Raw genomic sequence first — 25,651 nt, 5'->3', positions numbered from 1 at the left:
GACGATGCTTGGGGCCGGGGACTTGTCGGGTACAGCAAGCTCCTGTAGCTAGTGTGTGATGTCTATGAAGGCAAAAAAGAAAAAACCCCTTAAATCATATGATTTAAGGGGTTTTGCCGACTTTTGGTGTCTATGTGTCGGGATGGCCGGATTTGAACCGACGACCTCCAGCACCCCATGCTGGCGCGATACCGGGCTACGCTACATCCCGTTTCTTTTTGATTTGGGAAGGCAAATTTACGCTTTTTTCAATCATCCGCAAAAAATAAAATCACTTCGCGCGCGGAACAAGCCTGCAAAGCAAGATTCTGGCGCCTTTCTACAAAAATGGGCTATATCTAAGATAACGAATGCTTGTTTTATTCTGAATCCAATAATCCCTATCTTTGCGCCGACAGTGGTAGTAAAAGATCTATTAGAAAAATTTCAGGGCAACAAGACGGTGATCGACTTCACCGGTAGCCTGAACGGCAAAACCCCCAAGGTGCATGCCAAAGGGCTCATCGGCTCTGCCGATACTTTTTTGGCCGTAGCCTCCTACAAACTTCAGGAACGGCCATATATATTCGTGCTGGCAGACTATGAAGAAGCCGCTTATTTTATGAGCGACATAGAACACCTGATGGATAGCGCGGTGCTCTTCTTCCCTTCCAGCTATCGCAAGGCCTTCGATTTTACACAGACGGATAGCGCGCATGTACTGCAGCGGGCAGAAACGCTCAATGCGCTCAATCATACTTCCGAGCTGCCCAAAATAGTGGTGACCTACCCCGAGGCTTTGGCCGAGAAAGTGATCAACCGCGATCAGCTCAGCAAAAACACACTCGAAATCAGCATCAATGCCAAGCTGGATATCGACTTTATCAACGAGTTTCTGGTAGAGTATGACTTCGAACGCGTAGATTTTGTGTATGAGCCCGGGCAGTTTGCCGTGCGCGGCGGTATCGTGGACATTTTCTCCTTTTCCAATGACCTGCCTTACCGCATCGAGTTCTTTGGCGATATGGTGGAAAGCATCCGTACTTTCGATATAGAAAGCCAGCTTTCCGTACAGAAAATCCATACGGTGACCATCGTACCCAATGTACAATCCAAATTCCTCACCGAGAACAACATCTCCCTGCTGGAATATGTTGAGGCTGGAGCCGTCCTATGGATAAAGGATGTAGCTTTTGGCTTAGATGTAGTGCGCAAGGGCTATGCCAACGCCACTAAACTGTGGAAAGCGCTGTCATCAGAGGAAAGACAGGCCAATCCGGATTGGATAGACCCCCGATATGCCTTCAGTGACGACAAGATGCTGGGCGATATGCTGCACGATTATGCCCTTGTGGAGTTTGGCAAGCAATTTTTCTATACGCCATCGGCCTCTTTCCAGTTTGAGCAACGACCTCAACCCTCTTTCAACAAGGATTTTAACCTGTTGATACACAATTTTAAGGAAAATGAAAAAGCGAAGATAGTGAACCTCATCTTCAGCGATAACCCCAAGCAGATAGAGCGTCTATACACCATCCTGGAGGATATGGACAAAAGCGTCCACTTTACCTCCATAAGTACACCACTGAGAGAGGGCTTCGTAGAGCATTCCCTTCAGCTGGCCTGCTATACCGATCACCAGATATTCGATCGCTATTACAAGTACAAGCTCAAGAAGGGCTATACTCGTTCGGAAGCCATCACACTGAAAGAACTGCGCGAACTGAAGCCGGGCGACTACATCACCCATATAGACCACGGCATAGGCAAATATGCCGGTCTGGAAAAAGTGGAGGTCAACGGCAAGCAGCAGGAGATGATCCGCTTGGTGTATGCAGATAATGACCTGCTTTATGTGAACATCAACTCGCTGAACCGCATCAGCAAATATACTGGCAAAGATGGCACCGTGCCCAAGATGAACAAGTTGGGCACCGACACCTGGGATAAGCTAAAAAAAAACACTAAAAAAAAAGTTAAGGATATTGCCCGTGACCTGATTAAGCTCTACGCCCAGCGCAAAGCCCAAACGGGCAACAGCTTCTCTCCAGACAGTTACCTACAATACGAGCTGGAAGCGTCTTTTCAGTACGAGGATACGCCTGACCAGGAAAAAGCCACGGCAGACGTGAAACGCGATATGGAAGACCCGCATCCCATGGACAGGTTGGTGTGCGGCGATGTGGGTTTTGGCAAGACCGAGGTAGCCGTGCGTGCCGCTTTCAAGGCTGTGGCCGATAGCAAACAGGTAGCCGTACTGGTACCCACCACCATTTTGGCCATGCAGCATTACCGCACTTTCAAGGAACGATTGGCGGGCTTGCCTTGCAACATCGACTATATCAACCGTTTCAAGACTTCCAAGCAGATCAAGGAAACCCTAGCCAATTTGGCCAGTGGTCAGCTAGACATCATCATCGGTACGCACAGGCTGGTGGGCAAGGACGTGAAGTTCAAGGATCTGGGATTGCTCATCATAGACGAGGAACAGAAATTTGGCGTAGGTGTGAAAGAAAAGCTGAAAGCCTTGCGCGTAAATGTGGATACCTTGACGCTGACGGCAACACCTATCCCCCGCACCCTGCACTTCTCACTCATGGGAGCACGCGACCTTAGCATCATCAACACGCCGCCCCCCAACAGGCAACCCGTGCAGACGGAGCTCCACGTATTCAACGAGAAGCTGATACAGGAGGCCGTTGCCTACGAGATAGACCGTGGCGGCCAAGTATTTTTCATCCACAACCGGGTACAGGACCTCAAGCAACTTGCCGCTATGATCACCCGGGTGGTACCCAACGCCCGCTGTGGCGTGGCCCATGGCCAGCTAGAGGGCGACGACCTGGAAGACGTGATGCTCAAATTCATCAACCATGAGTTTGACGTACTTGTCGCTACGACCATCATTGAGGCAGGGCTTGATATACCCAATACCAATACCATCATCATCAACCATGCCCACATGTTTGGCCTTAGCGACCTGCACCAGATGCGTGGCCGCGTGGGCAGGAGCAACAAGAAGGCCTTCTGCTACCTGCTCAGCCCTCCCTTATCTACGCTCACCTCCGAGGCACGCAAACGGCTAAGCGCCATTGAGGAGTTCAGCGATCTGGGAAGTGGTTTCAACGTGGCCATGCGCGACCTCGATATCCGCGGCAGCGGTAACTTGCTGGGTGCCGAGCAGAGCGGCTTCATTGCCGAGATAGGCTTTGAGATGTACCACAAGATACTGGACGAGGCCATACAAGAACTCAAGGACGATGAGTTTGAGGGCCTTTTCCAAGAAGATAAAGACCGCAATTACGTGTACTTCACCCAGATAGATACCGATCTGGAAGTGCTGATACCCAGCGATTACGTGACCAACATAGGTGAACGCTATAACCTCTATAGCCAAATGAGCGAGCTGAAAGACGAGGCGGATATCGATGCTTTCAGGCAAAAGCTGGAAGACCGCTTCGGTCCTGTACCCCAGCAGGTAGACACCTTGTTGAGCACCCTGCGCCTGCAATGGTATGGCAAGAAAATAGGCTTTGAGAAAATCTCCTACAAGAAAAATGTTCTCCGCGGCTATTTCGTAGGACAAAAGCAGTCTTCTTATTTTGAGAGCGAAACCTTCGGCAAGGTCTTGTCTTTCGTGCAGCGCAATCCATCCATTTGCAACCTGAAAGAAGTGAAAGGCTCGCTGCGCATCGCCTTTGAAAGGGTAGGTAGCGTGGATGAGGCCGTGGGGCTGTTGAAGGAGATGACCTTTCTAAGTTCTAAGTTGTGAGTTATAAGTTTTAAATTTGTAGGTGGCCACCGAGCAATTTAATTTACTACTTAGCACTTAAAACGTACAACCCAAAAATGAACCCAGAGATACTTACCGACCTCATCACTTACAAAATGCCCTTTGGCAAGTACAAGGACTGGCCTATCTACAGGCTGCCGGAAAGCTATCTGGTATGGTTTCATCAGCAAGGTTTTCCAAAAGGAAAGCTGGGAATGCTGCTGTCCACCATGTACGAGATTAAGCTCAATGGTCTGGAATACTTGCTGAAACCCCTGATTAAGTAATAGCACTGCCCTCCACGACGCTCTCTTTGCGGTTTGGCGTCTCCGCGGGATTCGCATAATTTGTGAGAACAATGCGCCTGCCTCCTTTGTTGTCCATTTAAAAAAGCATCATGATTCAGCTAAAAATAATCATAGCAAGCACAAGACCCGGCCGCAAAGGCCCTGCCATAGCCAATTGGGTGTTTGACCTGGCAAAAAAACACAATACTTTTGAAACGGAACTCATAGACCTCGCCCTGGTGAACCTTCCCTTTATGGACGAACCGGAACATCCCAGCTTACAGCGCTATACCCAGCAACATACCAAGGACTGGAGCGAAAAAATAAACGGGACCGATGCCTTTATCTTCGTCACTCCTGAATACAATTATGGCATGCCTGCACCGCTCAAAAATGCCATCGACTACCTCGTGAAAGAATGGGCCTACAAACCTGTGGCCTTTGTAAGCTATGGAGGTATCGCGGGTGGCACACGTTCCGCACAACAACTCAAACAGGTGGTACAGATGCTCCGTATGTTTGCCTTTGACGGGCTGATACTCCCCAACTTTGTCAAGCAACTAAATGAGGATGGTGGCTTTGCCGCTACCGAAGCCAACGAAAGGGCCGCGGGAGTGATGTTTGCCGAGCTGGCGAAGCTACATGAAGCACTAAAGGCGCTAAGAAGCTAAGCTTCTTGCCCTATGGCGCGGTGCAGGAACATCTTGAAATCTAGCATGGCAGCGCCTTTTCCTACGATCCGCTCTATTGCCTCCTTGCTGCTTATATCGGCATCGCTCAATGGGCTGGATGCCGTAAAGCTTTTCAACCGCAATAGATCAATGGCAGGATGGTCTGGTTGGTAGCCCGCCGGCGCTTTCTTAAGTGTATCCTCCGTATCCATTTTTAGCTCCTTTAGAAAGGTTGTTTCCTCTACGATGTCTCGAAATTCCTGTTCGTTATAGTCTATTTCCTGCCTGATGGCCGCTAGATGCTCTTTTTCGGGTCGCCAGTATCCTCCCGCAATGAAACTTTGCCCGGGCGAGATGTGCAGGTAGTATTCAGGCCCAGCCAGCTTTCTCCCTGCCGTGGAGATGCCCGCCCCCAACCATTCTTTATAGGGCGTTTTGTCCTTACTGAACCGCGTATCGCGGTAGATGCGAAACACGCACTTCGAAACGGGTATATCGGCATGGATATAGGGATCTACCTTGGAAAGGGCGATAATGAGCTCGCCCACAAAATCCTTCATGTTCTGCCAAGCCAGTTCATAGCGGGAACGGTTTGCTTCAAACCATTCCCGATTATTGTTCTCACGAAGATCTCTTAAAAATGCTAGTGTTTCTTTTGCTATTGCCATTACCAAAACAAAGTATATAATGCCGCTACCACTCCAATGACCAACAGGGCTCCCACGGCAAACCCGGTATGTACCTTAAACATGCTCGTGTCCACGATAAGTCCCTTGGGTACTACGCCCCGTTTATTTTCCCAAACACTAATAACGATCATGGAGATGATACATATTGCAAACACGATGGCCATCCTATCTATAAAAGCAATTTCATAAATACCCTCCGCATTGGGCACTGCAAAACCGATGGGATAAAGGAAGGATAAATCGGCATAATTGGGCAGCACCTTGAAAAATACGGAAAGCGCAAAGCCTGCAATGGTGGCAAACAGAGCCGCGGAAGAAGTGGTCTTCTTCCAGAAGAAGCCCATGATAAACATGGCAAAGACCCCGGGCGACACAAATCCAGTATATTCCTGAATGTATTGGAATCCCCCTTTTTTGTCTATACCCATATAAGGTGATATCAATATTGCCAACAACATCGCAACAATGATCGTCAGTTTGCCCACGTTAACTAATTTCCGCTCGGAAGCCCCTTGATTGAATATCTTTTGGTAGACGTCTAAGGTGAAAATCGTAGCAATACTATTGGCCTTGCCCGCAAGAGATGCTACTACCGCCGCGGTAAGCGCCGCAAAGGAAAGTCCTTTCAGTCCAGTAGGAAGCAGATTGAGCAGTACGGGGTACGCATGATCGGGGTTGACGCTTCCATCTTGCAGCATTTCCTGTTGAAAATACCCTTCCCTGTATAAGATGAACGCCGCAATACCAGGCAGTACGACGATAAGTGGCATTAACATCTTGAGCCCTGCCGCAAAAAGAAGACCGTTGCGCGCTGTCTTCAGGTCGGCACCCAATGCCCTTTGCGTAATGTACTGGTTACAGCCCCAATAGTTGAGGTTGACGATCCATAGACCCCCAACAAGCACCGAAAGCCCGGGAAGGTCAAGGTAATTCTCGTTGTCCTTCCCAAAGATCATCTCGAAATGGTCGGGAGCCTTATCATACATCAATCCAAGTCCTTTCAGGGCACCAGTGGTTCCAAAGTGATCAGAGACTAAATTGAGCGCAATATAGGTGGTGGCTAAGCCTCCCAAGATGAGGAAGAAGACCTGTATCACATCCGTAAAGCCTATTACCTTCATCCCCCCCAAGGTAATGACGATGGCAAAGATGGCCAAGCCGGCAATACAAACGTTAAAATTGAGCCCCGAAATGGTAGAAACGGCCAAGGCACCCAAATAAAGGATCGAAGTGAGGTTGACTACCACATAGAGCAGGAGCCAAAACACCGCCATCACGATGCTCACAGTACCGTTATAACGTTGGTTGAGAAACTGTGGCATGGTGTAGATCTTATTCTTAAGATATACCGGTATGAAAAATACCGCGACGATAATGAGCGTAATAGCCGCTAACCACTCATAGGCCGCAATGGCCAGTCCCATCTTAAAGCCCGAACCGCTCATGCCTATAAACTGCTCCGCCGAGATATTGGAAGCAATGAGCGAAGCACCAATAGCCCACCAGGTGAGTGAGCCTTCTGCCAGAAAATAATCCTTGGAATCGGGAGTAATGCTTTTCTTACGCTGATAGACCCAGTAGCCATAGAAAGCCACTATCAGGAAGTAAAACAAAAAAACAACATAATCGGTACTATGTAAGGTTTTCATACTTTGCGTAAGTTTGGTTATTTGATCACACTAAATCTATATATTGTCTTTGAAACAAACTCTTTTCCCGCAGGCAAGAAGGTAGAAGGAAATTGGGCGTGGTGAGGACTATCGGGAAAATGCTGGGTTTCCAGGCAAAAAGCGCTGTGTTTCACATATGCCTTTCCAGATTTGCCTACATCTTTGCCATCCAGCGAATTGCCCGTATACAATTGTATTCCAGGTTCCGTAGTAAGCACTTCCAGGCATATTCCGCTATCGGGTGAGGTCACACGCGCTGCCACTTGCTCAGCAGAGTTCACCCGTTCGTCCAACACGAAACAATGGTCATACCCACCCACCCGATTTACTTGCTCCTCGGAGGACCAGTCTTTTCCCAGCGCTTTTTCTTTCAAGAAATCAAATGCCGAACCAGCTACATTTAATATATCCCCTGTGGGTATCTGATGCTCATCGACTGGAAGGTACCTTGACGCGGCTAAGTAAGCGATATGTTCATCCACAAGACCATTTCCTTCACCATTTAGATTAAAATAGGCATGGTTTGTCAGGTTAATGACCGTGTCTTTATTGCTCCTAGCCTGATAGGTTATAATAATTTCATTGCTGTCCGTCAGCTCAAACTCCACGCATACACGTAGTGTACCGGGAAAGCCTCCTTCCATATCTGACGACACGTAATAAAAAGCTACTCTGTTGGGGTTATTTACCTGTCTGTCCCAGATTTTGTCCTGAAAAGCTTCCCTGCCTCCATGCAAACAATTGTCCCCGTTGTTTTTGTCCAATCGGTATTCCCTTTCACCTAAACGAAAAGAACCTTTGGCTATCCGGTTGGCATAGCGCCCCACCGTAACACCAAAATAGCGCTCGCTCGCCTGCAAATAATCCTGAATATGATTGAAACCCAAAACGACGTCGGTGGATTTACCGTCCTTATCTGGCACTGATAGGCTTACGATACGCGCACCGTAATTGCATAGCGAAAGCACTACGCCCCTACTGTTTTTCAGTATAATCAATGCGGATGATTTTTCCCCGAATCTCTGTTTAAAATCTGATAAGTTAGGCTCTTTCATTCATGTACTGATGATAGCGGAGGTAAATATAATTATTAAACTCTATTTTCCTATACTTTGACACTAATTGTAAAATTGACAAGTATTTGAAAAGTCAAAAACAAAAAGTAAAAAATTAAAATCACCCCCATTAGCCGTGAGCTTCAAATAGATTCCTATGCGTAAGCAAGCGCACCATCTGTACCTGCCGAAAACAAAAATTAATTTTAAACAACTGTCTAACAGAATATTACTAACTAATATTAAAAATATATACTACTATGTATTGCATAATACTAAACTAAACATATATCTTTGCATTATGATAGTAGAAAATACACAGACCCAAATGAGAAAGGGGATATTGGAATTTTGTATCTTGGCCATCATTTCGAGAGGTGAAATCTACGCCTCAGACATCATTGGCGAGCTAAAGAAGGCAAAATTGCTGGTAGTGGAAGGCACCTTATATCCTTTATTGACACGTTTAAAGAACAACGGCCTTTTGAGCTACAATTGGAAGGAGTCTACCTCGGGCCCGCCAAGGAAATACTACCAAATAACGGAATCTGGGCTTGAAGTACTCCGGGCGCTCAACAAAACATGGGAAGAGCTCACATATGCCGTAGAAACCTCCACAGAATCGACAAAAATTTAGATACCGAATAAAAACAATCCATAGCTATGAACAAGACCATTATCATCAATATAAACGGACTCGTCTTTCACATAGAAGAAGACGCCTACGAGATACTTCGATCCTACATGATCGACATCAAAAAGCACTTCGCTTTTACGGAAGGAAGCAATGAAATAATTGCCGATATAGAAAACCGTATTGCAGAAATGTTCAATGAACGGATACAAAGTGGCAAGAAAGAAGTGATTACCCTTACGGACGTGCAAGAAGTATGTGCCCAGATGGGCAAGGTAGAGGACTTTGACCTGGGGAGTGACAATGAACAATCTACGTACTTCAATGAAAGCGGCCAACCGAACACTCCTTTTGCCAGCACTGGATCCAAGAAATTGATGCGTGATCCCGACGATAAGGTATTTGGAGGTGTATGTTCCGGATTGGGGCACTATTTCGATATGGAGTCGCGTTGGGTACGACTTATATTCTTGCTCATCTTCTTCGTTGGCGGTACAGGATTTTTGCTATACCTCATCCTATGGATAATTATTCCAGAGGCGAGGACACGTGCGGACCGCATGGCCATGCGCGGGGAAGAAGCAAACCTGCACAACTTCAAACGTAGTTTTGAAGAAGAACGTGAGAGCGGTTTCAACTATACACCATACCCCAAAAGCAACAATATGGACAACCTGGGCGATAGCATAACAAAGGTAGGGATGGTGCTTCTTAAAATATTAGGTGTATTCCTCTTGATTTCGTTTGGCCTTACCGTAGCCTCCCTTATAGTAGGCCTAGTTGTACTGCTCATCTCTGGAGGGCCGGTTGACGGCGACTTTCCTCTCAAATTTGTCGAACCAAAATGGTTCGCCACCACAGCATTCGCAGCATTTTTCATGATTGCCATCCCTTTTCTGGCACTCACTTTTCTCACTATTCGCGTGGTGTTCAACAAAGCGCCCATCAGCAGTTACCTTAGTTATACCTTGCTCATTGTATGGCTTATCTCCACGGGTGTAGTGATAGGCATGGTAATCAATACCGTGCAGGACTTTAAGGAAGAGGCTCAGATAGAAGAGGAAATCCCATTGCAGCTCAGCCCAACCTATGTGCTGGAAATGGGTGATGTAGAAGGATTCGTACCGTTCTACGGCGAAGACTCCACTTCACTGGACACCAAGGAAAATTGGATAGATAGCGAAATATCATCAGAGCTAAAACGAATAAAAACAAAAAGGATAAAGTTGAGAAACAACTGGGGCTATAGGCCCAGAGCCTATATTTATATCGACAAGGCCGTCGAGGGGCAAAATCCGACCGTGACCCAAGAGTTCTCGGCAAAGGGCAAAACGGCAAAAGTCGCAGCAGAAAGAGCCTCTAATATAAAACACCTTGTCAAGCAAGAAGGGGACAAAATCTTTATCGACAAATATATCCAGATTCCCAAAGAGGAGATTCTCCGCGAGCAGATAGGAAGAGTTACTCTGCGCTTTCCCGTGGGCAGCAAACTATTGCTATCTCGCGATTGCGAACGCAACATTTGGGACCTGCCCACCAACCAATGCCGAGATAGATACGGTGATGACTATGCCGGATATACGGAATGGGTGATGACCGACAGCGGATTAAGGTGCTCAAAAGAGCAGGTGACAAAGGAAGAATTTGAAGGCCTAGATTCCATCAAACTAAATGTGGACTCCATTAAACTTGAAGTACAGCTAGAAAATTAATTTCCTCTACCTTGCAACCTCTATAGACAAAAACACGTCTACTCCATAGTATCGAAAGGAGATGGCGTATTGCCAAATGCCAATAAAAAGGCATTTGGCTTTCTATTTCCAATCCCTTTCCAGATTTATAAACACTCCCGAAAAGGCCAAAACAGGCCTTAAGGGAATGGCTATGTCCTTTTCAAAAAAGAGAAAGGCACATAAATGACCAAGAAAAATGCGTGTAAGGAAATTTCACCTAAAAAAAGGTGCCGTTTACCGACACGCGGTTAGTCCTTGCCTATTTGTCATTTCAAAAGGCGAAAAGATGAAAGACCTTTGAGTCATAAATACAGTATTATGAACACGACATACATAAACTCCAAATACATCTTGGCAAGGCATTTTACCAAACTTGGGCAAGTGGCATTGCTGTTATACGTACTACTGTCGAGCAATGTTCTCTTTGCGCAAGAAAGTTCGGTAGATGTAAAAGGAAGCATAAAGGACGAAAAGCACAGCCCCATTGACTTCGCTACCCTAAGCCTACTCCACGCTGCCGATTCTTCCCACATACGTTCCAGCTATGCCGATGAGCAGGGTAATTTCGTGATCCGGCAGTAAAAAAAGGAAAGTACATCCTCATGGCCAGCATGATAGGCTATAAAAAGACCTATCTTCCCCTGGAAGTGAATGGTCAGCAAAAGCAAATAGAACTCACGGAAATCATGCTAGAGCCAGAAGCACAATCGCTGGCAGAAGTAACCGTCACCGCCAGAACACCTACTGTAGAGCGCAGAGACGGCGCCCTCGTGGTCAATGTGGAAAACTCCACGCTCGCCGCGGGCAATACCGCTATGGATATCATCACCCGTTCGCCAGGAGTGAGCGTGGACAAGGATGGCAACATCAGCCTTATGGGCCGCCAGGGGGTAACCGTCATGATAGACGGCAAGCAAACCTTCCTCTCGGCAGAACAACTCGCCAATATGCTCAAGAGCATGGATGGCAGCAACATACAATCCATCGAACTCAATACCAATCCATCGGCAAAATACGATGCTGCCGGTACGGCGGGCATTATCAACATCCGCCTGAAGAAAAACAAGCTCGAAGGAATCAACGGCTCCGTCAACTTGAGCGGTGGCTACGGCCGCACGCACAAGTCCAACAATTCTTTTGATCTAAGCTACAAACAGGGAAAAACAAACGTATATACCTCCTATAGTTATACGGACAACGGGTATCGTAAATACATGGATCTTTACCGTACGGCTGGGCAGGGCGATGCACTGAAGATTTTTGACCAGCTGGCCACTTTCCAAAATACACGCAAGGCGCACAATGCCAGGCTAGGCATAGACTATCAAACCAGTGAACGAAACACGCTAAGCATACTCGGTTCGGGATACTTCTCGAGAACGGCAGACAATTCCATGAGTAACAGCAAAATCATGGACGTAAACCATGTGATAGACTCTACCCTGACGACCCAAACTGACGGGCTTAACAGGTTCAAGAACATTTCCGTCAACGTCAACAATACCTTCAACGTGGACACCAATGGCAGAAAACTGACAACGGAAGTGGATATGGCCCGCTTTGAGGACAATACCAACAATTATTATCTGAACGACTATTTCCTGCCAGACGGTACCGCACTCCGCGATCCCGAATGGATACAAAACACAATGCCTTCTACCATAGACATCCAAACGGCCAAGATAGACTATGTACACCCTTTGGGCAAAAAGGGAAAACTGGAATTTGGCGGCAAATACAGCAACGTGAAGAGTGATAACGACATGGGCTTCTTCATTCATAGTGGCGCAAGCTGGGAACAGGATGCCGAACGTTCCAACAGGTTTGTATATACGGAAAGGGTGAGCGCTGCCTATGCTATTTATAGCCAAAAGTTCAATAAAACGGATATTCAAGCTGGACTGCGGATGGAACATACTTTTTCGGACGGACACTCCGTCACTTCCCAGCAACGCAACAAGCGCGATTACCTCAACCTATTTCCCAACATTTCCGTCAATCAGCAATTATCGGAGCAGCAGAGCATCGGCCTATCCTATAGCCGAAGGGTAAACCGGCCTAACTATGGCAATCTCAACCCTTTTATCTATTACATAGAACCTTATACGTATATTCAGGGCAATCCTTTCCTCAATCCTTCATTTACCGACTCCTATGAGCTGAACTATTCCTTAAAGAAAAGATACAACCTAAGTGCGGGCTTTCAAAAGACAAGGGATATGGTGGGAGAAATGATGTACCTTGATGACCAGACCAGCGTAACAAGGGTGACCTATGAGAATATCGCAAAGGAGTTGATCTATTTTGTCAACCTGAATATCCCCGTGGAGATAGGCAATTGGTGGAACAGCAACACCAATATCAATGGATTATACATGGCATATAAAGCGGATATTCCCGAGGCCCCCATCGATTTTGAGCAGCTAGGCATCCAGCTGAATAGCAGCCAAACCTTCAACATTAATGAAACTCTGAGGTTGGAAGCCAATTTCAAGTACCAATCGCCCTTGCGCTGGAGTATCTATAAGATTGGTTCCAATTGGGGGCTGGATCTTGGAGTCAATAAATCGCTATGGGACAAGCGGGCAAACATCAAACTGGTACTGACCGACATATTTTACAAAATGCCTTATACGGCTTCCACAAACTATGCCAACCTCAACTTTTGGAACCTGCATCGGGAGGAAAGCAGGGTGCTACGTCTATCGTTCACCTACAGATTCGGGAATCAAAAGCTAAAAAACAGCCAGCGCGACATAGATAATAGCGAAAAAAGCCGCGTAGGTAAATAGATCTTATGCGTGTTTTGAACCGCTGCCGTCGTGAGATGCCAGCGGCCATTTTTACCTAGAAAATCTGGGTGTTTACCGAAAACTAACAGTCCCTCGCCTAATTGTCATTTTAAGAGACAATAGGAGTAGCGACATTTGAATCATAGACAAAAAAACAATGAACGCGATATATATAAACACAAAACAATTGATGAAAAGACACTTTACCAAAATCGGCCTGTTTGGCCTCCTGACAGGCTTTTTCTTTTATAGCGGCAATGCTCCGGCCCAAGAAAACACCGCCGAACTGAAAGGCAGCATAAAGGACGAAAAGCAGGCTCCCATAGACTTTGCCACCGTGAGCCTACTAAACGCGGCCGACTCTTCCCATATCCGCTCCAGCTATGCCGACGAGCAAGGAACATATGTCCTATCGCAGATCAAAAAGGGGAAATACATCCTTGCCGCCAGCATGATAGGCTATAAGAAAACCTATTTGCCTATCGAAGTCAACGGGCAACAACAAATACAAGTACCGGAAATCATCCTGCAAGCGGAAGCACAATCACTTGCCGAGGTCACGGTAACGGCCAAAACGCCTATGGTGGAGCGTAAGGACGGTGCCTTGGTTGTCAATGTAGAGAACACTACCCTTGCCGCCGGAAATTCGGCACTGGAAGTATTGCAACGTTCTCCCGGCATCACCCTGGATAAGGATGACAACATCAGCCTTATGGGCAAGCAAGGGGTGACGGTCTTGATAGATGGCAAGCAAACCTTTCTCTCGGCACAGCAACTGGCCAACCTGTTGCGCTCTACAGACGGCAATAGCCTACAGTCTATCGAGTTGATTACAAACCCAGGAGCCAAATACGATGCCGCCGGAAGCTCGGGCATCATCAACATCAAACTGAAGAAAAACCGTCTGTCTGGTACAAATGGCACGCTCACGCTAAGTGGTGGCTATGGCGATCACCACAAATCAAACACATCACTTACGCTGAACCACAAATCTGGCAAGTTCAACCTGTTTGGAAATTACAGTTACCTCGACAACAAAAGGCAACAGGATATCGGTATCGATCGGATAGTCGGCGGCGGAAGCGACTTCACCAGATTCGATCAACATTCCCTATTTGTCAATAACAGAAGAGGGCACAGCTATCGGGCTGGCATCGACTTCAACTCCTCTAGCAGAAATACCATCAGCCTTCAGGTCTCCGGCATAAACAATAGAAATACCGACAACAATGACAACATCACCAACATCGGGTCTTTCAATCGACCCTTGGACTCCATCTTGGATACCCAAACCACTTTTGGCGAACGCTATAACACCATCTCTTTCAATGTGAACAACACGTTCAACATAGACACGCTGGGAAAAAAGCTGGTCGTAGAAGGAGATATCTCAAGATTTGACAGCAAGAATAACGCGCAATACAACAACTACTTCTATTATCCAGACGAAAGTGCCCTTAAATCTCCGCTCTTCTTGCGTAGCATTATGCCTTCCATTGTCGATATCCAAATGGCCAAGGCAGATTACACGCATCCCATTGGCAAAAAGGGCAAATTGGAAACAGGCGTAAAAATAAGCCATGTAAAGACAGATAACGATATGACCTTCGAGGAGCTGGAAAACCAAGATTGGCAAAACATCCCTTCCAGATCCAATCATTTCATTTATGACGAACAAGTACTAGCCGCATATGCCAGCTATGGGCAACAATTCGGCAAAACAGACGTGAAAATCGGCTTAAGGGCAGAAAATACCATTTCCGATGGTAACTCCGTCACCTTACAAAATCGCGTCAAAAGAGATTACCTCGATTTCTTTCCGACCTTATCGGTCACGCAGAACCTGAGCGAGAACCATCAGCTAGGCCTGTCGTACAGCAAAAGGATCAATCGTCCAAACTATGGCAACCTCAATCCTTTCCAGTACTTCCTGGACAATTACACTTCGGAACAAGGCAATCCTTACCTGACTCCCGAGTACACGCACTCTTATGAACTAAACTATACATTATATAAAAGATATAACCTGTCTGGCGGCTATTCACGTACCACGGATGTCATCGCCGAGATGATGATACAGGACGATGAAACAAAGAGCACTTACCTCACACGCGAGAATTTGGCCGAACAGAACAACTACTTCGTCAACCTCAATGCGCCTATTGCCGCTGGCAAAGTGTGGAGTTCCAATACCAACATCACAGGCTTTTATCTGGGCTTTAAGTCCAACCTGCCAAACGGGCCCTTGGATTATGGGCAATATGCCCTGCAGCTCAATAGTAGCCATACCCTCAACATAACGCCTACCTTCAGGGCAGAAGCTACCTTGAACTATCAGTCCAGCCTACGTTATAGCTTATACCATATAGGGAGCCAATGGGCATTGGACGCGGGCTTAAACAAATCCCTGTTAAACAAACGAGCCAACCTAAAATTGGCCATTAGCGATATATTCAATACAAGGATACAAAATGTCTCTACGGACTATGCTAATCTCAACGTGATGATCCGGCAAAACAATGAAACGCGTATTGCCAGACTCACGTTCACCTATAACTTCGGAAACACGAAAATAGGTGGACCAAGGAGAGAAAGCCAAAGCGATGAGAAAAGCCGCGTAGGTAAATAAAAATCTTTATGTGTGTTTGAGCCGCTGCCGTCGTGAGATGCCAGCGGTTCTTTTCAGTTAAGAAAAAAATTTTAATCACCACTGCATAAAGCCATCCAAGAGCCGTAATTTAGCTCCCAATAAACAATGACAATGGATATACAGTCAATTTATAGGATTTTTCAAGAGCATCCGACTATCTGCACCGACACGCGTAAAATATCGCCAGACAGCCTATTCTTTGCACTGAAAGGAGCCAATTTTAATGGCAATGCTTTTGCAGATAAGGCACTAGAGGCGGGGGCAGCTTATGCGGTAATAGATGAAGAAAAATACGCTATAAACGAACGGTTTATCTTAGTAAACGATGTCTTGCAGTGCCTGCAGCAGCTTGCTACATGGCATCGCCGGCAATTGACCATCCCATTCATTGGCATTACCGGTACCAATGGCAAGACTACCACCAAGGAGCTGATATATGCCGTGCTTAGCCAGCACTACAACGCACAAGCCACCCAAGGCAACCTGAACAACCACATTGGCGTACCGCTCACGCTCCTCTCGATAAAACCGGAAACGGAGATTGCCATTATTGAAATGGGTGCCAACCACGTGGGAGAGATCGCTTTTCTCTGCCAGATCGCCCAGCCTACCCATGGCCTCATTACCAATGTGGGCAAGGCACACCTCGAGGGCTTTGGCAGCTTTGAAGGGGTAAAAAAGGCGAAGGGAGAACTGTACGATTGGCTGGCAGCACATCAGGGTTGCCTCTTCTTACAACAGGATAATGCCCATCTTCGAGGAATGGCGCAATCTAGGTCATTTGCCGAGATCGTAACTTACGGCACCGCAACGGAAAATGATCTCTACGGCCAGCTCATACAGGCACAGCCCACGCTGCATTTGGAATGGGCAGAAAAAACAAATCCCAATAGGTACCATGCCGTGGAGTCACAATTAACCGGCGCCTATAACCTAGAGAACATATTGGCGGCGATAAGTATCGGGAGGAAGCTCGGGCTTTCGGTTTCCGAGATCAATGCAGGGATACAAAAATATGTGCCCAGCAACAATCGCTCGCAACTGCTGAAAACGGACAACAATACCGTTATTTGCGACTATTATAATGCCAATGCCAGCAGCATGGCCGCAGCTATTGCCAATTTCGACATACAGCAAGCAGATAAAAAAACGCTCGTATTGGGAGATATGTTTGAACTGGGAGACGCCTCGTATGACGAGCATGAGCACGTTATAGCACAAGCAAAGCAACTAAAAAACAGTAAGCGCCATTATGTCGGCCATGCTTTTTACGAACAGCGAGAGAAAGACCAACAAGCATTATTCTTTGAAGATACCGCACATCTAAAAACTTATTTAGCAGAGCATCCCGTCATAGACTCACTCGTATTGTTAAAAGCATCCCGGGGCATGGCCTTTGAGCAGGTCGTTCCCTTTTTATGATATGCGCCCATTTAATTTTTTCACATGAAAGCAATCATGCATTTCTTTTGGTTTTGTAGCGGGGCGCATACGGGCACGCTGACAAAATATCCGGCCGAGCATAACAAATATGTGGGCATAGGTGCCACCATCTTCTTTACTGCTTTATTTGCTTCACTATCTGGAGGCTATGCCATGTATTTCGTTTTCAGTGGCAGCAGCTTTGCCAAGCTTTGGGCCGTTCTCTTCGGGTTAATTTGGGGGCTTGCCATCTTCAACATGGATAGGTACATTGTCTCTACCATAGACAAGAACGGTGTCTGGTACAAGCAGTTCTTTCAGGCCCTGCCCCGCCTCCTATTGGCCATCATGATTGGAATAGTCATCTCCAGGCCGTTGGAACTGAAAATTTTCGACAAGGAAATAAGGGAGCAGTTGCAGGTCAATTACCTTAAGAAACAAAGGGTGAAGATAGACACGCTCAACAATTCCTTTGCTTCCAAGTACCAGCTGGAAATTGCCAAAACACAAGAGATGAAGGCACAGCGCGACTCATTGGAAAGCGCTATCAAAGAGGATCGCAAAAAACTCAATTTCGAAATCTTCGGTAGCAAGACCGAGGAGACATCTGGCGTAATGGGCTACGGCCCCTATGCCAAGATGAAAGAAGCAGACCTCCGCAACAAGGAGACTTATCTAGAACAATTGAGGCAACAACTGGCTTATCAGGAGACAAGGCTCGATAGCCTCAAGAACTTTGAGGGCATCTATAACGAAAAGATGCTTTCTGGCAGTCAGCTCGATAGCCTTACCACCCTTGCGGGTTTTGCCGACAGAAATGAGGCGCTAGGCCAGCTCAAGCAAAATCCCGATGGGTCTACCAACGAGAACATGTACTATGCCATCACCTTTATCAGCCTGCTGTTTATTTTCTTCGAATGCCTGCCCGTTTTGGTAAAACTGATGAGTCCAACCGGGGCATATGATTACGCTTCACTGAGGCGAAAGGAAATAGACTTCCACGATATCGATGCCGACAAAGACGTTGCCTTATCCGTCATCGACGGCGTCAAAGGAGACCGCATCCAGTCCAAGCTCGATCGCAAGAGAAAACGGCTGACGGAGGCTTGATAAAAGCTCTGCCGTTTCTACAAGACGACCACAAACTAGTCAAGTTGTCCTGACCAGCAAACAAAAATAGATAAAAATGTTCATTAATGAGAACATTTTTATCTATTTTTGTTTTTCGTATAGAACAATATAGAAAAATGGATAGTTTAAAGGAAAAATCGTCGATACTCATGAGCCAGTTGGACATGAATTTTCAACGGCCTCTTCTACAGCAGATCAACTGGGAAAATCGGCTCATTGGGGTACTCGGTTCCAGAGGTGTAGGCAAAACGACCTTGCTGCTGCAAAGAATGAAACAAATGGGCCTGCCTACCGATGAATTGCTGTACATCAGTTTGGATGATCTATATTTCGCCACACATAGCCTGTCGGAAACGGCCGAATCATTCCGAAAATCGGGAGGCAAATACCTGTTTATCGATGAAGCCCACAAGTACGAAGGATGGGCCCGTGAGCTGAAAAACTTATACGATTTTTACCGAGACATCCACCTGGTATTCACAGGCTCATCGATCGTGGAGATGCTTTCGCTAGAAGTGGACCTTAGCAGAAGGGCCCATGTATATCACCTGCCGGGCTTTTCGTTCAGGGAATTTTTGACCTTCGAACATGGCTTTGAGCAAACGGCCGTTTCGTTGGAAGAACTGCTTAAGGACCATGTATCCATAGCAAGCAAGTTCATTGCACTAAAACCCATTAAGTTATTTGGACAGTACACGAGCTATGGATACTATCCCTTCTTTAAAGAAGACATAACTGGTTATCCGAACCAATTGGCAAATGTTGTTAATCTCACAATTGGTTACGATCTTGCATTTATCGAAGACATCGATAAACAGCAAATCCGCAAGATAAACCAACTGCTATCCAGCCTGGCTACCCAGGTTCCCTTCAAACCCAATGTTTCCGAACTGGCAAAGACCATCGGCATGTCCAGGGGAACGTTGATCCAATATTTGCATTACTTGGAGAAAGCGAAGCTGGTGCAGCTCGTCTACTTGGAAGGCAAGGGCTTGGGTCCTTTGGAAAAGCCGGGAAAATTGTTGCTAGACAATCCCAATCTCTTTCACGCCATTTCCGCGCAGCCAAAAAACGCGGGAAGTATACGCGAGAGTTTCTTTGTGAACCAATTGCGCAATGCTGGTCATCAAGTAAATCTTGCCAAGAAAGGCGATTTTGCGGTGGACGACCAATACATTTTTGAAGTAGGCGGTGCCAAGAAAAACTTTAGCCAGATTGCGGATATCCCCCATACCTACGTGGCAGCAGACGATATCGAAATAGGCAACGGTCACAAGATCCCACTCTGGCTATTTGGACTGCTTTATTAGTTGGCAAGATAGCCGATCATTATGCCAGCTTAGTCTCATAGGCAACCACCTCTTTGAGGAATTTTCGTACGTCCCCTTGCTGTTCTAGGTAGAATTTGGCGGCGGAGACATTGCTGCCGACCTTGATGGAAACGGCCTTGGAAGGCAACACCTTGAACATATCTTCATCGGTACGATCGTCACCTATGGATAGGATGAAGTCAAAGTCTTTTTGATGGAGCACGTTCAATGTGGCTACTCCTTTGTTAACTTCTGCATTTTTCACTTCTACCACCTTGTCGCCGTCCAACAGTTTAATACCAAAGGCGTTCAGGTGATAGGACAGCGCATCCATCAATTCATTGGCACGTAAGTCGCCCAATCCCTCCTGTACCTTTCTATAGTGCCAGGCGAGGGAATAGCTCTTTTCTTCTATGAACGATCCTGGGGTCTTATCGGTCACATCCTCCATGAGCCGCAATATCGTTGGTTTCCATTTAGTAGAGAGACCCGGTCTTTGCTCCCATTGCCCGTCTTTCCTACGGCGCCAAGCACCATGTTCAGCTATGAGATCGTAATCCCTGCCGCCAAACCATTTATCCAAGGTAGTATGTTTTCTTCCGCTGATGATAACCAATTGGTTTTTTTCATCTGCATTGATCTCATCCAGCAAATCATACAGCTCTTGGTCAGGAGCGGCATCGTCTATCTCTTTCTTGAAGTCAACCAAAGTGCCGTCATAATCGAGCAATAAAAGCCTATTGGATGCCGAAGCATATCGGTCACTAATATGTTTTAATAAATCTTCACTTACCAATTTTGCCCTAGTTGCTGCCTGCATTTTCTTTATATCTTGTAGTCTTGCCATAAAAATCCGTACCCAATGCTTCACGTTAAACTTAAATACCACTGCCCGCATGGCCTTCATGCGCTCTTCCATTTCCTCCCGAGGCATGTTCAAGGCCTTGATCAAAGCCTTCCTGATATCGTTGATGCTATTGGGATTGACCAATAAAGCATCGTTTAATTCCTTTGAAGCGCCAGCCATTTCACTCAATATCAGCACCCCCGAGTTATCATTCCTACTTGCTACGTATTCCTTGCTCACCAGGTTCATGCCATCACGCATGGGTGTTACTAAGCAAACGTCAGCCACGTTGTATAGTGCAGATACGATTTCTATGGGATATCCATGATAAAAATAAGCGATTGGATGCCAACTGAAGGTCCTGAACCGTGCATTGATATGCCCCACCAGGCGATCTATATCATCTTTCAATATTTTATATTGCTCTACGGTATCCCTAGATGGGACGACAATCATATAAAGATTGATCTTTTCGATATATTCCGGATTTTTTTCCAGCAGCAGCTCAAATGCATTGAGTCGTTCGATGATTCCCTTGCTATAATCCAGTCGATCAATCGACAAGACAAGTTTCTTGTCTTTGAAATTGTCTTTTAATTTAGCAACGATACTTTTCACTTTAGGGTTATCGCCCAATTTTGAAAATTTCTCACTATCCATGCCCATTGGAAATGGTTCTGCCACTACCAATCTGTTACCAACCTTCAGCCTATTGGCATCGACATGTACAGGTAGCAAATGTGTCGCCGCACTGATAAAATGCCTGACATCATCAAACGTGTGAAAGCCCAAAAGATCCGCCCCTAACATCCCCTGTAGTATTTCCTCCCTCCAGGGGATCAACCTGAAAAGCTCTTGCGACGGGAAAGGAATATGATTGAAGAATGCGATGGAGACATTGGATTGCTCCAAACGGATAAGACCGGGCAAGAGCAACAACTGATAGTCGTGCACCCAAACGGTATCTCCCGGTTCTAGGTGCTGCATCACTACATCCCTGAACAACTTGTTTACCTCCACATAACTTATCCAATTGTTGTAATCATATTTTGCATATGGAGACAAGTAATGGAAAACTGGCCATAACACCTCATTGCTAAACCCTTCGTAATAGCCCTTTATCTGATCCTCGTTTAAAAAAACCGGAACCAGATTCAAATCGCTCAACTTATCAATTATCTCATGCTGTTCTTTGTCATTTTCAACCTCCAAACCAGGCCAACCTATCCAAATATTATTCCCCTGTTTATATATAGACCCCAGCCCTGTAGCTAGCCCTCCTTCGCTTTGCTTAATCTCTAACTTTCCACTTTTATAGCTGGCCTTTACAGGTAATCTATTTGAAACTATGATGGTCTTGCTCACTTTTATCTCCCTTTTTTGGACTATATGGTTTTCAACATAACAACTCAACATAAGCTGTCATGGTTTTTAAATTTTTAACAAAATATCTCCCCTATGGGAGGCGAGACGGCGGAATATACTTAATTTTGAGCAATTAATGAAAAAATTGCTCGTATATTTTCTTATTGCCACGCTCTTTCTGGCTATCTGGTACTTTAGGGGCATGCCGCAGACCCTAAAGAAACCCCTAGGGAAAATAGTGGGCTGGACCATCCTGGCACTTTGGCTATACTTGATATTTAGGTATGGGAGGTTTAGACTCTCCTAGTTAAATCATTCGCGAACTCTTTGGGTTAAAAAGTATTCAGCATCCTTATAAAACAAGCCAGATAAGGTGGTAGTATAATAATAATTGCCCAATTTATTTATGGAAGTGATATGATGGGTTTCGAGCCCTTTATTTTCCAATTCATAAAAAACTATGCTTTCTCCATCCATCGAAAACTTGACAATCTGTGAACCAGAAAAACCGTAAAGCTCATCACCAATATTTTGATAAGTCAATCTCAGCAAATCTTGGCTGATGTTTTTAATATAAGTCGACCAGTTTTCACCTTGATCGATGGAAATCAACAGGGCATCGTCCGTAATGGCAAAAAGATATTCTCTCAGTTGGAATATTTGATGAGGAGCGTATTCACCAGGCACAAAACTAGACCCAAAAGATTTCACGTTACCATCGTTATCGATCCTGTATAATTGCGCATTCCACATTATAAAATACCTGTCGAAGAATGCATAGGAATAATAACCGAAACTCTCAAACCCCCTATCTGGACCATGAGGCGTCAACACAATCTCCTTTATCACTTCCATTGAAAGGTCAATGCCAGTGTATACTTCCATGAGATGCAATATGGCCTCATTATTCATAATCTCTATCGGTATTAACGCCCTGTTGCCTACTATAGGGTATCCTCTCCCATAAAGCGGCACTGGAAAGCTCTTTTGGGAAAAGAGAGCATCGGAATACGTTGGACTATAGAATACGCTTGCAGAATTCGTAGGCCTTCTTATGGGAAAGAAACGCAGCGTTTGCGAGTCGATGTAATTAATGCCGAAACTTTTGGAAAGACTGGGCGCAACGGGAATGGAGAGTTTAGAACTTAGGTAGCCACCGCCAGTGAGTCCAGAACGACTAGCGTATACATAAGCAAGAAAATGCTGATTGGAAACTGCCAGTGTAGTATCATCTATGGGATAAGACGTGAGTAGGTATTTATTCTCTCCAAAAAAACTAGAATCCATTTTCCACATAGTATCATCTTCCATTTCATCTTCAATAGTTATATATTCTACCTTTCTACATGAAGTAAAGAAATATATAACGCAGAAAAGTATAGAAAACGAGAGTAGGTATTTCATGGCAAAAAAGTAAGGAGTAAAAAACAAAAAACCTTAACCGAACACTTCCAAAACTAATCATTAATTTTCTAGAATTCAAAAAAAAATCTTGTTTGACACTGATTCACAATGTTTTAATAGATTAAAAATTACATTCTATAAGAAAAAGCCCAGTAAATTCTTACAGTTAAGAAAATTTAATCCGATAGTTATCGAGCTAGGCAGAAAAATCCAGTGAAATCAATTTTAAATAAATCCTAATTAGTTCTCTCATTTCCTTGGCTGAGCACCACGGGCGTAGTTAGATCTATGCCTGCTTCGAAAAACACATCTTGGATATTTGCCCTTAAGGATGAATGTAGAGTAAATTGCCGGTCCGCACTATTGGTATATGCATTTAGCTCATAGACCACGCCGGTATTTCCTAGTTCGCGCTGCAAAACATAGGGTTGGGGGAGAGGCAAAATTCCGGGCGTACGCTTTGCCGCCGTTTCCAGCAGCTCGACTACCTTTTTCCAGGGAACATTGTATCTTACGGTAACCGCGGTACTCAGACATAAGCCTAAGGTTTTGGACGAACTACTATAGTTGACCACGTGATTGCCCATGACGGTGGCATTGGGGATAGTCACATCTTCGTTGTTAATAGTCCGCACCCTAGTTACGAGCAGGTTCTTCTCCGTGATATCTCCAATGGTTTCCCCAATCTTGACCCTGTCTCCAACCTGGAACGAACGGGTATAGGTCAATACCAAGCCCGCGATAACATTGGACAAAGAGCCCGCGGACCCAAAGGTGAGCAAAAAGCCCAGAAACACGGAGACCCCCTTAAATACGGGGCTATCAGAGTTTGGCAGATAAGGGTATACAACCACTACAATAAATGCAAAGGCCAAAATCCTAATGATATGGTACGTAGGTGCCGCCCACTCCGGATAGAATCCGGGAATTACCAAAGCACCCCGCTGTACCTCGTCTCGGAAATAACGGATGAGACGGAGCACATACCTAAATACCAGCAATATGACAAATATCGTTACCAGATTGGGAAGATAGTGCCATGCAGATATGCCAATAATCCTCAGAGGGCTCAAAAAATAGTCCAATAGCCTATCGGCTATCGGCTTTGTCCAAGGCAACACACTGAATAAGCTCAGCAAGGAGAGGTATAAAGCCGTGATGATGAACAGCCATTTAATCAAATTGATCACCGTGAGAAAAAGACTAGCCTGTCTCCTCACGCTGAACAGTTCATAGGAGCGAATTTTGATGCCGTGATACCATTTGTTTTTACCTTGCAGTACAGACATCTTCAGCCTTCTGAACAGGATGTTCATCCCATTTACCACCAGAAAAAACACAAAAATAACCAAAAGCGCCGCCAAGATATTTTTGACGATATTGCCGAGCTTATTTTCTTCGATATGTTTTTCTACAGATTTTATTATTCTCTGCCTGTATTCGGCCGCCAATGACTGTTTATCTGCATTGGCCCAGATGGCATCCAAATCTGTGACCGACAGCAAAATCTCGTTCCTATATGTCAAATCCACGCTCTCATCGGTAGAAACCAACAAAATCGAATCGGCCGTAAAACCATAATCTTCCGCTATTTCCTTAATGCGAGCACTGGCGGTGGCAGCTCTTTGCTGAGGGCTATATGGCCCCAGCTTAGAATAAACTAAAAATAAGGTATCATAGTAGGGTGCTACGGCATAGCCTCTCACCTTATTGCGCATGGAATCTATTCTTGCCTTGCGCGATTCGTTGCGTATCTTCTCCTGATTGCGCAATGAATTCATCTCTTCAAGCAATTCTACTTTTTTGAGATTGTCCGTTGTTTTCAGTCTTTCCAGCTCTTGTTGCAAAGCGCCCTGCTTAAGCGAGTCCGCTCGATGAATAGAATCCATCCTCTGAATCTAGGACGAGTTGATCAAAAGCTGCTCGTTGTTCAACGAATCGCTATCGCTCAGCTGCTGTCCAGAAGACATCATCGGTAGAAACACTAATAATAGCTGCGAAAAAGAAAAAAGAAAAAATCTAACCATTGCTTATCAATGTTAGCAAACATAGAAAACCTTGCCTTCATATGCAATACCGATTTCACAACGGACGGCCACTACTTTAGCTTATCAAATTTTCTATTTACCGAAAAGCTACCACTCGAAACTTCTAAACCACGCGGTTAGCTTTGAGGGTAAAAATCAAATTTATATAGGAATGCAAAATATATTAATTATCTTTGCAGCCCCGCAGCATGA

Annotated in this window: 19 protein-coding genes and 1 tRNA gene; 12 read left to right on the top strand and 8 right to left on the bottom strand. The window is 45.5% G+C overall.

From position 1 onward, the window contains the following. Positions 1-137: 137 nt before the first annotated feature. Positions 138-211, bottom strand: a tRNA-Pro gene (locus A37S_RS0107460). Between the two features lie 186 nt (positions 212-397). On the opposite strand from A37S_RS0107460, the gene mfd reads away from it, so the two are divergent. The 3 genes from mfd to A37S_RS0107440 all read left to right on the top strand — a co-directional run bounded on the left by mfd (position 398) and on the right by A37S_RS0107440 (position 4,709). Then, positions 398-3,751 (top strand): transcription-repair coupling factor, encoded by a 3,354-nt coding sequence (mfd, locus tag A37S_RS0107455; protein WP_028296453.1) that lies wholly within the window; start codon positions 398-400, stop codon positions 3,749-3,751. Between the two features lie 77 nt (positions 3,752-3,828). After that, positions 3,829-4,038, top strand: coding sequence for a DUF3820 family protein (locus A37S_RS0107450; RefSeq protein ID WP_028296452.1), 210 nt, complete (start codon positions 3,829-3,831; stop codon positions 4,036-4,038). Between the two features lie 110 nt (positions 4,039-4,148). After that, a complete protein-coding gene (locus A37S_RS0107440) occupies positions 4,149-4,709 on the top strand; it encodes an NADPH-dependent FMN reductase (RefSeq protein WP_028296451.1) in 561 nt (186 codons plus the stop codon). On the opposite strand, the gene A37S_RS0107435 is transcribed toward A37S_RS0107440, so the two are convergent. The 3 genes from A37S_RS0107435 to A37S_RS0107425 are packed head-to-tail and all read right to left on the bottom strand — an operon-like array spanning position 4,706 to position 8,123. Next, positions 4,706-5,377, bottom strand: coding sequence for a DUF2461 domain-containing protein (locus A37S_RS0107435; protein ID WP_028296450.1), 672 nt, complete (start codon positions 5,375-5,377; stop codon positions 4,706-4,708). The genes A37S_RS0107440 and A37S_RS0107435 overlap by 4 nt on opposite strands. Next, positions 5,377-7,047 carry a sodium/sugar symporter gene (locus A37S_RS0107430; RefSeq protein ID WP_028296449.1) on the bottom strand — a complete coding sequence of 557 codons (1,671 nt, stop codon included), beginning with the start codon at positions 7,045-7,047 and terminating at the stop codon, positions 5,377-5,379. Before A37S_RS0107430 ends, A37S_RS0107435 begins: the two co-directional genes overlap by 1 nt. A 17-nt stretch (positions 7,048-7,064) precedes the next feature. Continuing rightward, complete coding sequence (locus A37S_RS0107425) at positions 7,065-8,123, bottom strand: aldose epimerase family protein (protein WP_028296448.1); 1,059 nt, start codon at positions 8,121-8,123, stop codon at positions 7,065-7,067. Positions 8,124-8,424: 301 nt separating this feature from the next. Between A37S_RS0107425 and A37S_RS0107420 the strand changes: the two genes are divergently transcribed. The 8 genes from A37S_RS0107420 to A37S_RS0107380 all read left to right on the top strand — a co-directional run bounded on the left by A37S_RS0107420 (position 8,425) and on the right by A37S_RS0107380 (position 19,795). After that, the gene (locus A37S_RS0107420) at positions 8,425-8,760 is read left to right on the top strand and encodes a PadR family transcriptional regulator (RefSeq protein ID WP_028296447.1); all 336 of its coding nucleotides are present in this window, start codon (positions 8,425-8,427) and stop codon (positions 8,758-8,760) included. 26 nt (positions 8,761-8,786) lie between these two features. After that, a complete protein-coding gene (locus A37S_RS23880) occupies positions 8,787-10,469 on the top strand; it encodes a PspC domain-containing protein (RefSeq protein WP_051292805.1) in 1,683 nt (560 codons plus the stop codon). 339 nt (positions 10,470-10,808) lie between these two features. Beyond that, positions 10,809-11,072 carry a hypothetical protein gene (locus A37S_RS0107405; protein WP_028296446.1) on the top strand — a complete coding sequence of 88 codons (264 nt, stop codon included), beginning with the start codon at positions 10,809-10,811 and terminating at the stop codon, positions 11,070-11,072. A gap of 29 nt (positions 11,073-11,101) precedes the next feature. Beyond that, a complete protein-coding gene (locus A37S_RS0107400) occupies positions 11,102-13,282 on the top strand; it encodes an outer membrane beta-barrel family protein (protein ID WP_169719455.1) in 2,181 nt (726 codons plus the stop codon). A 190-nt stretch (positions 13,283-13,472) separates the two neighbouring features. After that, entirely contained in the window at positions 13,473-15,911 is a 2,439-nt protein-coding gene (locus A37S_RS0107395; protein WP_028296444.1) for a TonB-dependent receptor, read from the top strand. Positions 15,912-16,043: 132 nt separating this feature from the next. Next, positions 16,044-17,354 carry a UDP-N-acetylmuramoyl-tripeptide--D-alanyl-D-alanine ligase gene (locus tag A37S_RS0107390; protein WP_028296443.1) on the top strand — a complete coding sequence of 437 codons (1,311 nt, stop codon included), beginning with the start codon at positions 16,044-16,046 and terminating at the stop codon, positions 17,352-17,354. 24 nt (positions 17,355-17,378) lie between these two features. Next, on the top strand, positions 17,379-18,464 hold the full coding sequence (locus tag A37S_RS0107385) for a DUF4407 domain-containing protein (protein ID WP_028296442.1): 1,086 nt from the start codon (positions 17,379-17,381) through the stop codon (positions 18,462-18,464). A 137-nt stretch (positions 18,465-18,601) separates the two neighbouring features. Next, the gene (locus A37S_RS0107380) at positions 18,602-19,795 is read left to right on the top strand and encodes an ATP-binding protein (RefSeq protein ID WP_028296441.1); all 1,194 of its coding nucleotides are present in this window, start codon (positions 18,602-18,604) and stop codon (positions 19,793-19,795) included. Positions 19,796-19,814: 19 nt separating this feature from the next. Here the strand turns inward: A37S_RS0107380 and A37S_RS0107375 are convergent, their stop codons facing one another. After that, entirely contained in the window at positions 19,815-22,007 is a 2,193-nt protein-coding gene (locus A37S_RS0107375; RefSeq protein WP_028296440.1) for a bifunctional alpha,alpha-trehalose-phosphate synthase (UDP-forming)/trehalose-phosphatase, read from the bottom strand. Between the two features lie 136 nt (positions 22,008-22,143). Between A37S_RS0107375 and A37S_RS27045 the strand changes: the two genes are divergently transcribed. Then, positions 22,144-22,314, top strand: a complete 171-nt coding sequence (locus A37S_RS27045; RefSeq protein ID WP_157278494.1) for a hypothetical protein — start codon at positions 22,144-22,146, stop codon at positions 22,312-22,314. Positions 22,315-22,319: 5 nt separating this feature from the next. On the opposite strand, the gene A37S_RS0107365 is transcribed toward A37S_RS27045, so the two are convergent. The 3 genes from A37S_RS0107365 to A37S_RS28135 all read right to left on the bottom strand — a co-directional run bounded on the left by A37S_RS0107365 (position 22,320) and on the right by A37S_RS28135 (position 25,438). After that, positions 22,320-23,318 (bottom strand): hypothetical protein, encoded by a 999-nt coding sequence (locus A37S_RS0107365; protein WP_157278492.1) that lies wholly within the window; start codon positions 23,316-23,318, stop codon positions 22,320-22,322. Positions 23,319-23,647: 329 nt separating this feature from the next. Beyond that, a complete protein-coding gene (locus tag A37S_RS23875) occupies positions 23,648-25,300 on the bottom strand; it encodes a mechanosensitive ion channel family protein (protein WP_051292800.1) in 1,653 nt (550 codons plus the stop codon). Positions 25,301-25,309: 9 nt separating this feature from the next. Continuing rightward, positions 25,310-25,438, bottom strand: coding sequence for a hypothetical protein (locus A37S_RS28135; protein WP_281169860.1), 129 nt, complete (start codon positions 25,436-25,438; stop codon positions 25,310-25,312). Positions 25,439-25,651: the final 213 nt, after the last annotated feature.

Origin of the sequence: Olivibacter sitiensis DSM 17696 (genome assembly GCF_000427965.1) — a bacterium.
GTDB lineage: Bacteria > Bacteroidota > Bacteroidia > Sphingobacteriales > Sphingobacteriaceae > Olivibacter > Olivibacter sitiensis.
The sequence above is the reverse complement of the archived record's forward strand: the minus strand, read 5'-3'. Positions and strand labels throughout refer to the sequence as shown.